This is a genomic window from Variovorax sp. YR634 (assembly GCF_900106655.1).
GTDB lineage: Bacteria > Pseudomonadota > Gammaproteobacteria > Burkholderiales > Burkholderiaceae_C > Variovorax.
The window spans coordinates 306969-320654 of record NZ_FNOL01000004.1; the positions used below are offsets into that span (position 1 = coordinate 306969).

Genomic DNA, 13686 nt, shown 5'->3' on the forward strand with positions numbered 1-13686 from the left:
GTCAGCTTCGTCCTTCAACGGCGGGTGTGCCTAAGAAGACGCCGTACGGCGCCAGCGTCAGCATGCGCTTTTCATCCACGGTCTGCATGACGGCGGTGTGCTCAAGCGGCTGTCCGACGAGAGGCATCAGCCCGTCGGGCAGCGGCATCGATACCGGCTCGCTCCCTAAGTTGAAGACCGCCCGCAGCGAGAGTTTTCCGTCGCGTCGCTCGAAGTGCAGCAGTGGCTCGGGTGCGTCGACGAAGCGGATGCCACCGGTGCGCAGCAGCGGTTGCGTGCGCCGCCAGTGCAGCAGCTTACGGCTGAAGGCCAGCATCGACCCAGGGTCCGCGGCCTGTCGTTCGACGGCCAGCGGCAGGTGGGCGCCGTACACCGGCAGCCAGGGCGCGCCGGTGGTGAAGCCGCCATTCGGCGCCTCGGCGGTCCATGGCATCGGTGTGCGGCAGCCGTCACGGCCCTTGAACTCGGGCCAGAAAGCGCGGCCGTACGGGTCTTGCAGCAGTTCGAACGGCACTTCGGCCTCGGGCAGGCCCAGTTCCTCGCCCTGGTAGATGCTCGCGCTGCCGCGCAGCGCCAGCAGCAGCGTCAGCCAGAGCCGGTCGCGGCACGTGTCGGGTGCGCCGCCGTCGCTCCAGCGCGTGGCGACGCGCGGCACGTCGTGGTTCGACATCGCCCAGCAGCCCCAGCCGTTCGTGGGTTCGAGTGCTTCGTCAAGGGCTTCGACCTGGTGGCGCAGGTGCTTGGGACTGTGGTCGGCCGTCAGCAGGCTGAAGCTGTAGGCCTGGTGCAGCCGCTTGCCGCGATCGGTGTATTGCGCCATGACGGGCGGCGCGTTTTCGTCGCCGACCTCGCCCAGCGCCACCGCGCCGTAGCCGTCGAGCAGCCGGCGCAGGCTCTCGAGGAACGCCAGGTTCTCGTGCTGGCTCTTGTCGTACAGATGCTGCTGCATCGCATAGGGGTTGTCGGCGCGCACCGTGCTGACTTCGCCTATCGAGGCCAGCGAGGCCGGCGGGTTGTCGCGCAGCTGCGCGTCGTGAAACTGGTGGTTGCAGGCGTCGAAGCGAAAGCCGTCCACGCCGCGCTCGCACCAGAAGCGCACCTCGCCCAGCAGCGCCTCCTGCACTTCGGGGCAATGGAAGTTGAGGTCGGGCTGCTCCGCCAGGAAGCTGTGCAGGTAGTACTGCCGCCGGCGCGAATCCCACTGCCAGGCCGAGCCGCCGAACACCGACAGCCAGTTGGTGGGCGGCGTGCCGTCGGGCTTGGGGTCGGCCCACACGTACCAGTCGGCCTTGGGGTTGTCGCGGCTCGAGCGGCTCTCGGCGAACCAGGCGTGCTGGTCGGACGTGTGCGACAACACCTGGTCGATGACGAGCTTCAGGCCCAGTTCGTGCATCCGCGCCAGCATGGCGTCGAAGTCGGCCAGCGTGCCGAACATCGGGTCTACGGCGCGGTAATCGGCCACGTCGTAGCCGAAGTCCTTCATCGGCGAACGGAAGAAAGGAGAAACCCAGATGGCGTCGACGCCGAGGCTGGCCACGTGCTCGAGCCGGGACGTGATGCCCGGCAGGTCGCCGATGCCGTCGCCGTCGCTGTCCATGAAGCTGCGCGGGTAGATCTGGTAGATCACCGCACCGCGCCACCATTCGCTGCTGTCGGTATTGCTGCCCATGCCGGTCCCTGTGGTCTGAAATCATTGTGGCATGCGAAATTCGGGCCAGTGATACGCAGGTGCGGGGCGGCGGTGCATGGCGCGAAGACCCGTGAAGCTTTCTACACTGGGCGCCGCTCCCGCTTTTCAAAATGACGACATCAGATTCCGCCTCTTCTTCCCTCGCCGCGCTCGAAGCGCGGCTTGCCCAGGACCTCGAATACCTCGGCTGGCCCGGGCGCAACTGGATGCCCGCGCGGCAAGTCGGCGGTGAACCGGTGCTCGACGTGGCCGTCATCGGCGGCGGGCAGGCCGGCCTGGCTGCCTCGGTCGCGCTGGCGCAATTGGGCATTCGCGCGGTGGTGTTCGACCGCTCGCCCGCAGGCAGCGAAGGCCCCTGGGCGACCACGGCGCGCATGGAGACGCTGCGCTCGCCCAAGGAGCTCACCGGTCCCGCGCTGGGCCTGCCGTCGCTCACCTTCCGTGCGTGGTTCGAGGCCCAGTTCGGGCTGGAGGCCTGGACGGCGATGGACAAGATCCCGCGCCTGCAGTGGATGGACTATCTGGTCTGGTACCGCCGCGTGATGGGCGTGGACGTACGCAACGACACGGCCGTGACCGGCATTCATCCTTTGCCCGACGCCACCGGCGTGCGCCTCGACCTGCGCACGCCGCAAGGCGAACGCAGCGTGCCGGCGCGCCGGGTCGTCCTCGCCACCGGGCGAGACGGTCTGGGCGGGCCGGCCATTCCCGCTTTCGTCAACGCGCTGCCGCGCTCGAAGTGGGCGCACTCCTCCGACGAGATGGACTACGGCCGGCTCAAGGGCCTGCGCGTGGGCGTGGTCGGCGCGGGCTCTTCGGCCATGGACAGTGCAGGCACCGCGCTGGAGGCCGGTGCGCACAGCGTCGAGCTGCTGATCCGCCGGCCCGACCTGCCGCGCGTCAACAAGGGCAAGGGCGCGGGCGTGCCGGGGCTCACGCAGGGCCACTACGACCTGCCCGACGAACTCAAGTGGCGCATCCGCCACTACATCAACGTGGCGAACGTGCCGCCGCCGCACGGCAGCACGCTGCGGGTGTCGGGGCACGCCAATGCCTTCTTCAACTTCGACTGCCCGATCCTGGCCATCGAGCCGAAGGGCGATTCGATGCGCGTGTCGACGCCGAAGGGCGACTTCGAATTCGACTTCCTCATCGTCTCGACCGGCTTCAAGGTCGACTGGCCGAACCGCCCCGAGTTCGACGGCATCGCCGCCCAGGTGCGCACCTGGAAAGACCGCTTCGTGCCCGCTCCCGGCGACGAAGACCAGGAACTGGCCGACTCGCCCGACCTCGGGCCGGTCTTCGAATTCCAGGAGCGCCTGCCGGGCGAATGCCCGGGGCTCGGGCGCATCCACTGCTTCTGCTACCCGGCGGCGCTGTCGCACGGCACGGTGTCGGGCGACATCCCGGCCATCAGCGACGGCGCCAAGCGGCTGGCGAGCGGCATCGCCAGCCTGTTCTACCGCGAAGACTTCGACCACCACTACGCCAACCTCGAGGCCTACGCCGAGCCGGAACTCTTCGGCGACGAATGGACGCCCGCGCTGCCGCCTCAGGAAAGAAACTGAACCATGACAACCAGCACTCCCACTTCCGATGTGATCGATGCCGCCGTCCCGCTGGCGCCAGACCACCCCACCTGGGCGCTGCGGCGCCAGCGCGACAAGGTCGTCGCCGCGACGCAAGGCAGCTACGACGCGATGTTTTCCCCGGCCGTCGAAGGCCTGTCAGTGAGCGAGCGGCTGCTGGTGGCGCTGCATGCCTGCCGCGTGTCGAAGGCGGACAGCCTTGCCGCGCATTACCGCGACCGGCTGGCGGCCGAAGGCGCGGACAGCGCCCTGACGGCGGCGGTGGACGCCGGCAAGCCCGTGGCCGATGCGCGCCTGCAGGCCGTGCTGGCCTTCACCGGCAAGCTGATCGAACGCCCCATCGAGGGCGACAAGGCGGCTGTGCAGTCGCTGGTCGACAGCGGTCTGTCGACGCCCGCCATCGTGGCGATGAGCCAGCTGATCGCCTTCCTGTCGTACCAGATCCGCGTCGCCGCGGGGCTGAAGGCGCTGGCAGCGGTGGAGGTGGCGGCATGACGGCCCCGATCCGCATCAAGGGCTTCACCAACGAGGTGCTGAAGTGGAAGCCGTGGCTCGACACGGTGAACGTCGACACCGCCACGCCGGCGCAACTGGCGGCGCTCGACGAGATGAGCCCGCAGGCGCGCACGTCGCCGTACTTTCTGGTGCTGGCGCATCAGCCCGAGATACTGCTGCAGCGCTCGATTGCCTTCAACGCGATCATGTTCGCGCCGGGCGGCATGCCGCGCGCCGAGCGCGAGCTGGGTGCCACGGTGGAGTCGCGCGTCAACGGTTGCGTGTACTGCGCCTCGGTGCATGCGCAGCGCTTCGAGCAGCTGGCCAAGCGCAACGACGTGATCTCGCAGGTGTTCGAGGAGCCGGCGGGCGCCGGCACCACGGCGCGCGAGAAGGCCATCGTCGAGTTTTCGATCCGTCTTGGCGCGGAACCCGACAAGGTCTCGGCCGACGACGTGCGCGGGTTGAAGGAGGTCGGGCTGACAGAGCTGGAAATACTCGACCTGATCCATTCGGTTGCCATCTTCGCCTGGGCCAACCGGCTGATGCTCAACCTCGGGGAGCCGGTGTTCCCCGAAGCAGACGGTTCATAGGCGCGCGAGCAGCCCGGCGACGGTTTCGCTCGCCAGGCCCAGCGGTTCGAGCAAATCGTTCTCGCGGCGGAAGTCGACGCCGTTGACCAGCGAGGCTGCTTCCACGATGGTGCGCGTCGCGGGTGTCGGCACGCCGGCGATGGCGCCCAGCGCCTCGACGAACGCCAGGCCGTAGGGCATGTCCTCGGTCACGTAGCGGGTGTCGACCTGCGTGGGGCCGGGCGGGCCGCCGCGCTTGGCGTGCAGTTCGGCGGCAATGTCTTCGAGCTTTTCCGACGTGGTGCCGAAGGAGCGCGCGAAGTGCGCCTCGATGGGGCCGAGCTCGATGCCGAAGGCTGCCGCCACGGCGCGGCGTTCCTGGTCAAGTGCCTCGATCGCGCGCGACACGCCGGGCGTCATGCAGTGGTACTGCGGCCAGTTCTCGGCGCGCTCGATGCGGGTCCAGTTGAAGACCGCGAGCGGGCCGTGCGACTGCGGGTTGACGTTGGCCAGGGCGCTGGCAAGGGCGCCGTCCTGCGCGGAGAAGCCGTCGCCGAAGAGGGCGGTGCACAGCGTGACGGCTTCGCCGACTTTTGAGCCGGGCAGGGCGGAGACGCCGACGGCCTTGCGTCGCGTCATCACCCTGACCTGCGTGCCCGATTCGCGGCGCGCGGTCAGAACGGTCGTGCCGAAGCTGGCGACAGTGATCTGCCGGCCGGCGCGGCGGGCTGCTTCATGGAGATAGAGCGACGACAGCGAGGCCATCGAGCTGACGATCACGGTCTGGCCGTCGCGCAGAGAGGGCAAGAGCGCATCCATCACGCGCTTGTGGCCGTTGACCGGCAGGGCCAGCAGCAGCACATCCGAGGCCGCGCACAGTCCGGCCGCGTCGTCGGCAACCTCGACGGTCACTGAAAACGACTGGATGCCGCTGGCCTCCAGTGCCTGCGTGCGCAAGGCTTCTGCTCCCTGGCCACCCGGCGACCACACGGTGACGCCGTGGCCCGCCTGTCGCAGCCAAGCCGCGCTGGCCAGCGCGATTGCCCCGGTGCCCGCGATGCCGACGCGGTACTTCTTGCCCGAAAACTCAGTCAACCTTGATCCCGCCCTGCTTGATCACCTTCGCCCAGCGCTGGCTGTCTTCCGTCACGACCTTGCCCAGGGCAGCCGGGCCGCCACAGGTGTTCACCGCGCCCGACTGGGCGAAGCGCTGCTTCGTCTCCGGCAGGTTGCACACCTCGAGCAGCGCCGCCGACAGCTTCTCGACGCTCGCCGCCGGCATGCGCGCCGGCGCCATCACGCCGACCCAGACCGGCACTTCCATTCCCGGCAGGCCGGTGGCCTCGCCGATGGTCGGGGCCGAACCCATGCTGGGAAGGGAAACCCGGGAGAAGGTGCCGAGCACGCGCGCCTTGCCGCTGGCGACCATGGGTTCGATCGAGGCCACGCTGGTGACGATGGCGGCCACCTGGCCGCCCAGCAGGTCCGTCATGGCCGGTGCGGCGCCCCGGTAGGGCACGTGCAGCAGGTTCGTGCCGCTCGCCTGCGCCAGCAGTGCCCCGGTCAGGTGCGACACGGTGCCGTTGCCGGTCGAGGCATAGGTCACCTGGCCCGGCTTGGCCTTGGCATCGCGCAGCACGTCGGCCACCGTCTTGTAGGGGCTCTCGGTGCGCACGGACAGCGTCATCGGCGTGTCGGCCACCAGGGCCACCGGCACCAGCTCGTGCACCGGGTCGTAGGGGAGCTTGGGCTGCAGGTGGGGGGCGATCGTGATCGCACCGCCAGTGGCCAGCAGCACCGTCGCACCGTCGGTCGCCTTGGCCACCGCGTCGGCGGCCACGATGCCGCCAGCGCCGGCCTTGTTGTCGATGATGACGGGCTGGCCGAGCTTGTCGGTGAGCTTGGCGCCCAGGTAGCGGGCGATCACGTCCTGCGCACCGCCGGTGGCGAAGGGCACGACGATGCGCAGGGGCTTGTCGTTCTGCTGGGCCCACAGGGGCGTGGCGGCGAGGCCGACGGCGGCGGCCGCCAGGCCCAGGGCGAGGTGTTTCAGGCGCAGTTTCATGGTGTTCCAGGCGGTGCGAAAAACCTGTCGGACGGCAGGCGTTACCCGCGCAACACGCAGGTTACGTGCCCCGAGTCTAGAGTCTGCCGGCCGGGGCTTTCGCCCGGGCGCGATAATCCCGCGTTCCCGGCCGCTCCGAGCCGGGCTCTTGCCGAACCGCCATGAATCCCAGCTACAAACCCAGCGACGTCGAGTCCGCTGCCCAGGCGCAATGGAGCGCCGCCGATGCCTACCGCGTCACCGAGGACACGAGCCGCAAGAAGTACTACGCCTGCTCGATGCTGCCGTACCCCAGCGGCAAGCTGCACATGGGCCATGTGCGCAACTACACGATCAACGACATGCTCACGCGCCACCTGCGCATGAGCGGCTACAACGTGCTGATGCCCATGGGCTGGGACGCCTTCGGCCTGCCGGCCGAGAACGCGGCGCTGAAGAACGGCGTGCCGCCGGCCAAGTGGACCTACGAGAACATCGCCTACATGAAGGGCCAGCTCCAGGCCATGGGCCTGGCCATCGACTGGAGCCGCGAGATCGCCACCTGCGACCCGAGCTACTACAAGTGGAACCAGTGGCTGTTCCTGAAGATGCTCGAAAAGGGCATTGCCTATCGCAAGACCCAGGTCGTCAACTGGGACCCGGTCGACCAGACCGTGCTGGCCAACGAGCAGGTGATCGACGGCAAGGGCTGGCGCACCGGCGCCACGGTCGAGCGGCGCGAGATCCCGGGCTACTACCTGAAGATCAGCGACTACGCCGAGGAACTGCTCGAACACACCCAGCACAAGCTGCCGGGCTGGCCCGAGCGCGTCAAGCTGATGCAGGAAAACTGGATCGGCAAGAGCGAGGGCCTGCGCTTCGCCTTCACGCATGACATCAAGGACGCAAGCGGCAAGCTGATCCAGGACGGCCGCATGTACGTGTTCACCACGCGCGCCGACACCATCATGGGCGTGACCTTCTGCGCCGTGGCGCCCGAGCATCCGCTGGCCGCGCATGCCGCCACGCTCGACCCCAAGGTCGCGGCCTTCATCGAGGAGTGCAAGAGCGGCGGCACCACCGAGGCCGAACTCGCCACGCAAGAGAAGAAGGGCGTGCCCACGGGCCTGACCGTCAAGCACCCGATCACCGAGGAGCAGGTGCCCGTGTGGGTCGGCAACTACGTGCTGATCGGCTACGGCGACGGCGCCGTGATGGGCGTGCCCGCGCACGACGAGCGCGACTTCGCCTTCGCCAACAAGTACGGCATCGAGATCATCCAGGTGGTGCTGGTCGACGACGAGCCGCACTTCGACTATCACAAGTGGCAGGACTGGTACGCCGACAAGCAGCGCGGCGTGACCATCAATTCCGACAACTTCAGCGGCATGTCGTACAAGGAGGCCGTGGCCGCCGTGGCGCATGCGCTGGGCCAGAAGGACCTGGGCGAGCTGCAGACCACCTGGCGCCTGCGCGACTGGGGCGTGAGCCGCCAGCGCTACTGGGGCACGCCGATCCCGATCATCCATTGCGACGAACATGGCGCGGTGCCGGTGCCCGAGAAAGACCTGCCCGTGGTGCTGCCCACCGACTGCGTGCCGGACGGCTCGGGCAACCCGCTGCACAAGCACGAAGGCTTCCACGCCGGCGTGGTCTGCCCCGTCTGCGGCAAGCCCGCGCGGCGCGAGACCGACACGATGGACACCTTCGTCGATTCGTCGTGGTACTTCATGCGCTACTGCGACCCGAAGAACGAAGAGGCGATGGTGGCCGGCGGCGCCGACTACTGGATGCCGATGGACCAGTACATCGGCGGCATCGAGCACGCGATTCTTCACCTGCTGTACGCGCGCTTCTGGACCAAGGTGATGCGCGACCTTGGCCTCGTGAAGGCCGACGAGCCCTTCAGCAAGCTGCTCACCCAGGGCATGGTGCTCAACCACATCTTCTACAAGCGCAATGAAAAGGGCGGCAAGGACTACTTCCCGCCCAGCGAAGTCGCGACGGTGCTCGATGCGCAGGGCCGCATCACCGGCGGCACCACCGCCGACGGCACGAAGGTCGAGTACGGCGGCGTCGGCAAGATGGGCAAGAGCGAACGCAACGGCGTCGACCCGCAGGACCTGATCGAGAAATACGGCGCCGACACCGCGCGCCTGTACACGATGTTCACCGCGCCGCCCGAAGCCACGCTCGAGTGGAACGACGCGGCCGTCGAAGGCAGCTACCGCTTCCTGCGCCGGGTGTGGAATTTCGGCGTGGCGCAGGCGGAACAGCCTGTGACCCTGGGAGGGCCGCCAACATACGGCAAGAATGCACAGGCGCTGCGCCGCGAGGTGCACACCGTGCTGCGCCAGATCGACTACGACTACCAGCGCATGCAATACAACACGGTGGTGTCGGGCGCGATGAAGCTGCTCAACGCGCTGGAAGGCTTCAAGCCCGACGGCAGCGCGGGCGACGCGGCCGCGATGCGCGAGGGCTTCGGCATCCTGCTGCGCTGCCTCTACCCGGCCACGCCGCACATCGCCCAGCAGCTGTGGAACGAACTCGGCTACGACAAGGATCTGGGCGGCCTGCTCGACGCGCCCTGGCCCGCGGTCGACGTCGGTGCGCTGGTGCAGGACGAGATCGAACTCATGCTGCAGGTCAACGGCAAGCTGCGCGGCAAGCTCAGCGTGCCGGCCGGCGCATCGAAGGACGAGATCGAGAAGCTTGCGCTTGCCTGCGACGATTTCGTCAACTTCGCCGAAGGCGCGCCGCCCAAGCGCGTGATCGTGGTTCCCGGCCGTCTGGTCAACGTGGTCCTTTGAACGACTCAAGCATGAACACTCGCAATGTCTCGCTGCCGCGCCGCGGCTTTCTTCTCGGATTGACGGCGGCGGGCGCTTCGCTCGGCCTGGCCGGTTGCGGCTTCGAGCTGCGCAAGGCGCCTGTCTTCGCGTTCAAGACGCTGCAGGTGTCGGGCAACTCGGCCATGATCAACCAGATCCGGCGCGAGCTGCGGGCGACGGGCACTGTGACTCTGGTGACGCCCGACACGTCCACCGCCGGTGGTTCGTCGCCGGCCGCCGACGTGGTGCTGGAGATCCTCAGCGAGGACCGCAACCGCATCGTGATCTCGACCAACTCGGCCGGCTTGGTGCGCGAGCTGCAGCTTCAGTTGAAGGTGCGCTTCCGCCTGCGCACGCCGGGCGGTAAAGACCTGCTGCCGGCCACCGACGTCTCGCAGACGCGCGACCTGAGCTTCAACGAAACCAACGCGCTGGCCAAGGAAGGCGAAGCCGACCTGCTGTTCCGCGACATGCAGTCGGACATCGCGCAGCAGCTGATGCGCCGCCTGGCGGCCGTCAAGGAACTCTGAGCCTGCGCGCTCCGGCCATTCCATTTCCATGCAACTTGCCAGCGCCCAGCTCGGAGCCCACCTGCAGAAGGGCCTGAAGCCGCTCTACACGATCCACGGCGACGAGCCGCTGCTCGCGCAGGAAGCGGCCGACGCCATCCGCACCGCCGCGCGCGCGCAGGGTTACACCGAGCGCAGCTCTTACACCGTGGCCGGCGCGCACTTCGACTGGAGCGCGGTGCTCGCGGCCGGGGGCTCGCTCTCGCTGTTCGCAGACAAGCAGATCGTCGAGATCCGCATCCCCTCGGGCAAGCCCGGCAAGGACGGCAGCGCGGCCCTTCAGCAGATGGCCGAGTCCGCGCCCGGCAACGACAGCACGCTCACGCTGGTGATGCTGCCGCGGCTGGACAAGGCCACGCGCACCGGCGCCTGGTTCTCGGCGCTGGAGAACAACGGCGCGAGCATCCAGGTCGACCCGATCGAGCGCAGCGCGCTGCCGCAATGGATCGCGCAGCGCCTGGGTCAGCAGGGCCAGCGCGTGATGCCCGGCGACGAAGGCCAGCGCACGCTGCAGTTCTTTGCCGATCGCGTGGAGGGCAATCTGCTCGCCGCGCACCAGGAAATCCAGAAGCTCGCGCTGCTGCACCCGGCCGGCGAGCTGAGCTGGGAGCAGGTCGAAGGCGCGGTCAACAACGTGGCGCGCTATGACGTGTTCAAGCTGTCCGAAGCCGTGCTGGCCGGTAATCCACAGCGCGTGGCGCGCATGCTCGATGGCCTGCAGGCCGAGGGCGAGGCCGAGGTGCTGGTGCACTACACGATTGCCGAGGACATCCGCGCGCTCAAGCGCGTGAAGGACGCCATGGCCTCGGGACGCCCGCTGCCGATGGCGCTGCGCGAGAACCGCATCTGGGGCCCGCGTGAGCGCGCCTTCGAGCGCGTGCTGCCGCGGCTGGACGACCGCATGCTGACCCGGCTGCTGCGTGCGGCGCATGTGGTGGACGGCATCGTGAAGGGGCTGAAGCAGCCCGACTGGCCCGCTAGCGGCTGGCAGGCCCTGCAGCGGCTGGCGCTGATGCTGTGCCGCGCCTGCAGCAGCGCGGCGACCGCTCCTCGGCGCGCCTGATCCGCTTGGGCGCGATGGCTCCAGCCATCAAAAGGCCCGTGTAAGCCGGGTCACAGGTCGGCGTGGGAAAATGCGTACATGAACGCGTTCAACGTCAGCGAGCACATGCAGACCCTGGGTCTGCAAGCCAAAGCCGCTGCATTCCTCATGGCCCGTGCGGATGCAGCTACCAAAAACATATCATTGAAGGCGCTGGCCCGGCGTCTGCGCGAAGCCGGCCCGGTGCTGGCGGTCGCCAATCAGAAGGACCTGGAACGCGCCACCGCCGCCGGCCTCTCGGCGCCGATGGTCGATCGTCTCAAGCTCACGCCCAAGGTCATCGAGACCGTGGCCATCGGCTGCGAACAGCTTGCCGGCATGGCCGACGTCATCGGCGAAATCATCGGCATGAAGCAGCAGCCCAGCGGCATCCGCGTGGGCCAGATGCGCGTGCCGATCGGCGTCTTCGGCATGATCTACGAGAGCCGGCCCAACGTGACCATCGAGGCTGCGAGCCTTGCCATCAAGAGCGGCAACGCGGCCATCCTGCGCGGCGGCTCGGAAGCCATCGAGTCGAACAAGGCGCTGGCGCTGCTGGTGTCCGAGGCGCTGGCCGAAGCCGGCCTGCCGGTCGAAGCGGTGCAGCTGGTGCAGACCACCGACCGCGAGGCCGTCGGCCAGCTCATCGCCATGCCCGAGTTCGTCGACGTGATCATTCCGCGCGGCGGCAAGGGGCTGATCGAGCGCATCAGCCGCGACGCCAAGGTGCCGGTCATCAAGCACCTGGACGGCAACTGCCACGTCTACGTGGACGACACGGCCGAGTTCGACATGGCGCTGCGCATCGTCGACAACGCCAAGACCCAGAAGTACAGCCCCTGCAACGCCGCCGAAGGCCTGCTGGTGTCGGCTTCCGTGGCCGACGACTTCCTGCCCGAGATTGCCGCCATCTTCGCGGCCAAGGGTGTGGAAATGCGCTGCGACCCGGTGGCTGCCGCCATCCTGCGCGCCGACGAGGCGCTCGATCCGAAGGCCCGGGTGGTCGATGCGGTCGAGTCCGACTGGTCCGAGGAATACCTGGCCGCCGTCATCAGCATCAAGGTGGTGGCCGGCGTGGACGAGGCCATCGCGCACATCAACCGCTATTCGAGCCACCACACCGACGCCATCGTCACGCGCGACCACGTGCATGCGCAACGCTTCCTGCGCGAGGTCGATTCGGCCAGCGTGATGGTCAATGCGAGCACACGCTTCGCGGATGGCTTCGAGTTCGGGCTGGGCGCCGAAATCGGCATCAGCACCGACAAGTTCCACGCCCGCGGTCCGGTGGGCATCGAAGGACTGACCTCGCTCAAGTACGTGGTGCTGGGGCAGGGCGAAGTCCGGACCTGATCCGATGCGCCCGCGTGCGGTCTTGTCATTGGGGCGGCCATCCCCAAATCCTACAATTCCGCTCCACCTTTAAGCACAAAACCAACAAGGCCGCCGCATGGTTCCGCATCTCGTCACCGCCCTGACCGGCCCGATCAACGAACTGGAGCAGCGGGTGCTCGACTCGATGCCCGCCATCGAGCGCTGGTTCCGGCTCGAGTGGATGGAGCACACGCCGCCGTTCTACAGTGCCGTCGACATCCGCAACGCCGGCTTCAAGCTGGCCCCGGTCGACACCAACCTCTTTCCGGGCGGCTGGAACAATCTCACCAAGGAGATGCTGCCGCTGGCGGTGCAGGCTGCTCAGGCGGCCATCGAGAAGATCTGTCCGGAAGCGCGCAACCTGCTCGTCATTCCGGAAAATCACTCCAAAAATACCTTTTATCTCGCCAACGTCGCGCAACTGGTGCGCATCTTCCACATGGCGGGGCTCAACGTGCGCATTGGGTCAATCGATCCGGCCATCAAGTCGCCCAAGAAGATCGAACTGCCGAACGGCGAAACCGTGACGCTCGAGCCGGTGGTGCGCAGCAAGCGCCGACTGGGGCTGAAGAACTTCGATCCGTGCACAATTTTGCTCAACAACGAGCTTTCTGCGGGAACGCCCGGCATCCTCGAAGATTTGCATGAGCAGTATCTGCTGCCGCCGCTGCACGCAGGCTGGTCGGTGCGCCGCAAGAGCAACCACCTGCACAGCTACGAGGAGCTGTCCAAGCGCCTCGGCAAGCTGCTGGGCATCGACCCGTGGCTCATCAACCCGATCTATGCGCGCGCCGAAGGCGTGGATGTGGCCGAGGGCCGCGGCATCGACGTGCTGACCAGCCATGTGGATGCGGTGCTGACCAAGGTGCGCCGCAAGTACAAGGAATACGGCATCAACGAGAAGCCGTTTGTGGTCGTCAAGGGCGGCCACAGCGGCAGCGGCAGCCCGGGCGTGGTGACGGTGCGCGATGCCAAGGACGTCGAGGCGCTGATCGGCAAGCCGCGCGGCACCGCCAGCAGCGCCCCGGCCGGCAAGACCGGCGCCGGCCGCGAGCTGCGCGAACCCACCGAGCTGATCGTCCAGGAAGGCGTGCTCACCAACGAGCGCGTGCACAACGGCGTGGCCGAACCGGTGGTCTACATGATGGATCGCTACGTGGTCGGCGGTTTCTACCGCGTGCATGCCGAGCGCGCCGCCGACGAAAACCTCAAGCTGCCGGGTGCGAGCTTCGTGCCGCTGGCTTTTTCTGAAAGTGCGCACTTGCCACAGCCCGGCGCCAAGCCTGGCGCCAGCGCGCCCAACCGCTTCTACATGTATGGCGTGGTCGGACGGCTGGCCATGGTGGCCGCCAGCTACGAGATGGAAGCGACCGATCCGGACGCCGAAATCTACGAATGATTGCCGGGGCGGCTTGTGGCGGCTTGCGCCGACCACAAG

The 13686-nt window shown here is 67.9% G+C and carries 11 protein-coding genes; 8 read left to right on the top strand and 3 right to left on the bottom strand.

Going from position 1 to position 13686, the window contains the following annotated elements:
- Nucleotide 1: 1 nt before the first annotated feature.
- Complete coding sequence (locus BLV60_RS10390) at nucleotides 2–1669, bottom strand: alpha-glucosidase (protein ID WP_093054004.1); 1668 nt, start codon at nucleotides 1667–1669, stop codon at nucleotides 2–4.
- 131 nt (nucleotides 1670–1800) lie between these two features.
- Between BLV60_RS10390 and BLV60_RS10395 the strand changes: the two genes are divergently transcribed.
- From BLV60_RS10395 to BLV60_RS10405, 3 genes are read left to right on the top strand one after another with little or no spacing between them, the layout of a single operon-like run.
- Nucleotides 1801–3258 carry an NAD(P)-binding domain-containing protein gene (locus tag BLV60_RS10395; RefSeq protein WP_093054006.1) on the top strand — a complete coding sequence of 486 codons (1458 nt, stop codon included), beginning with the start codon at nucleotides 1801–1803 and terminating at the stop codon, nucleotides 3256–3258.
- 3 nt (nucleotides 3259–3261) lie between these two features.
- A complete protein-coding gene (locus BLV60_RS10400; RefSeq protein ID WP_093054008.1) occupies nucleotides 3262–3774 on the top strand; it encodes a CMD domain-containing protein in 513 nt (170 codons plus the stop codon).
- Nucleotides 3771–4367: a peroxidase-related enzyme gene (locus BLV60_RS10405; protein WP_093054010.1), complete on the top strand. Its 597-nt coding sequence runs from the start codon at nucleotides 3771–3773 to the stop codon at nucleotides 4365–4367. The genes BLV60_RS10400 and BLV60_RS10405 overlap by 4 nt, the downstream gene beginning before the upstream one ends.
- Here the strand turns inward: BLV60_RS10405 and BLV60_RS10410 are convergent.
- The gene (locus BLV60_RS10410) at nucleotides 4362–5441 is read right to left on the bottom strand and encodes an NAD/NADP octopine/nopaline dehydrogenase family protein (protein ID WP_093054012.1); all 1080 of its coding nucleotides are present in this window, start codon (nucleotides 5439–5441) and stop codon (nucleotides 4362–4364) included. The genes BLV60_RS10405 and BLV60_RS10410 overlap by 6 nt on opposite strands.
- Nucleotides 5434–6411, bottom strand: a complete 978-nt coding sequence (locus BLV60_RS10415) for a Bug family tripartite tricarboxylate transporter substrate binding protein (protein WP_093054014.1) — start codon at nucleotides 6409–6411, stop codon at nucleotides 5434–5436. Before BLV60_RS10415 ends, BLV60_RS10410 begins: the two co-directional genes overlap by 8 nt.
- 161 nt (nucleotides 6412–6572) lie before the next feature.
- Between BLV60_RS10415 and leuS the strand changes: the two genes are divergently transcribed.
- The 5 genes from leuS to gshA all read left to right on the top strand — a co-directional run bounded on the left by leuS (nucleotide 6573) and on the right by gshA (nucleotide 13647).
- Nucleotides 6573–9203, top strand: a complete 2631-nt coding sequence (leuS, locus tag BLV60_RS10420; protein ID WP_093054016.1) for a leucine--tRNA ligase — start codon at nucleotides 6573–6575, stop codon at nucleotides 9201–9203.
- An 11-nt stretch (nucleotides 9204–9214) separates the two neighbouring features.
- Entirely contained in the window at nucleotides 9215–9754 is a 540-nt protein-coding gene (gene lptE / locus BLV60_RS10425; protein ID WP_093054018.1) for an LPS-assembly lipoprotein LptE, read from the top strand.
- 28 nt (nucleotides 9755–9782) lie between these two features.
- The gene (gene holA, locus BLV60_RS10430; RefSeq protein WP_093054020.1) at nucleotides 9783–10856 is read left to right on the top strand and encodes a DNA polymerase III subunit delta; all 1074 of its coding nucleotides are present in this window, start codon (nucleotides 9783–9785) and stop codon (nucleotides 10854–10856) included.
- A gap of 78 nt (nucleotides 10857–10934) precedes the next feature.
- Nucleotides 10935–12227 carry a glutamate-5-semialdehyde dehydrogenase gene (locus BLV60_RS10435; RefSeq protein ID WP_093054022.1) on the top strand — a complete coding sequence of 431 codons (1293 nt, stop codon included), beginning with the start codon at nucleotides 10935–10937 and terminating at the stop codon, nucleotides 12225–12227.
- Nucleotides 12228–12324: 97 nt separating this feature from the next.
- The gene (gene gshA, locus BLV60_RS10440) at nucleotides 12325–13647 is read left to right on the top strand and encodes a glutamate--cysteine ligase (RefSeq protein ID WP_093054024.1); all 1323 of its coding nucleotides are present in this window, start codon (nucleotides 12325–12327) and stop codon (nucleotides 13645–13647) included.
- Nucleotides 13648–13686: the final 39 nt, after the last annotated feature.

Excerpts from the sequence above, each read along its gene's own strand:
- BLV60_RS10395 (WP_093054006.1), top strand. The coding sequence starts at position 1,801 with ATGACGACATCAGATTCCGCCTCTTCTTCCCTCGCCGCGCTCGAAGCG.
- BLV60_RS10390 (WP_093054004.1), bottom strand. The coding sequence starts at position 1,669 with ATGGGCAGCAATACCGACAGCAGCGAATGGTGGCGCGGTGCGGTGATC.
- BLV60_RS10405 (WP_093054010.1), top strand. The coding sequence starts at position 3,771 with ATGACGGCCCCGATCCGCATCAAGGGCTTCACCAACGAGGTGCTGAAG.
- BLV60_RS10415 (WP_093054014.1), bottom strand. The coding sequence starts at position 6,411 with ATGAAACTGCGCCTGAAACACCTCGCCCTGGGCCTGGCGGCCGCCGCC.
- gshA (WP_093054024.1), top strand. The coding sequence starts at position 12,325 with ATGGTTCCGCATCTCGTCACCGCCCTGACCGGCCCGATCAACGAACTG.
- lptE (WP_093054018.1), top strand. The coding sequence starts at position 9,215 with ATGAACACTCGCAATGTCTCGCTGCCGCGCCGCGGCTTTCTTCTCGGA.
- leuS (WP_093054016.1), top strand. The coding sequence starts at position 6,573 with ATGAATCCCAGCTACAAACCCAGCGACGTCGAGTCCGCTGCCCAGGCG.
- BLV60_RS10435 (WP_093054022.1), top strand. The coding sequence starts at position 10,935 with ATGAACGCGTTCAACGTCAGCGAGCACATGCAGACCCTGGGTCTGCAA.
- holA (WP_093054020.1), top strand. The coding sequence starts at position 9,783 with ATGCAACTTGCCAGCGCCCAGCTCGGAGCCCACCTGCAGAAGGGCCTG.
- BLV60_RS10400 (WP_093054008.1), top strand. The coding sequence starts at position 3,262 with ATGACAACCAGCACTCCCACTTCCGATGTGATCGATGCCGCCGTCCCG.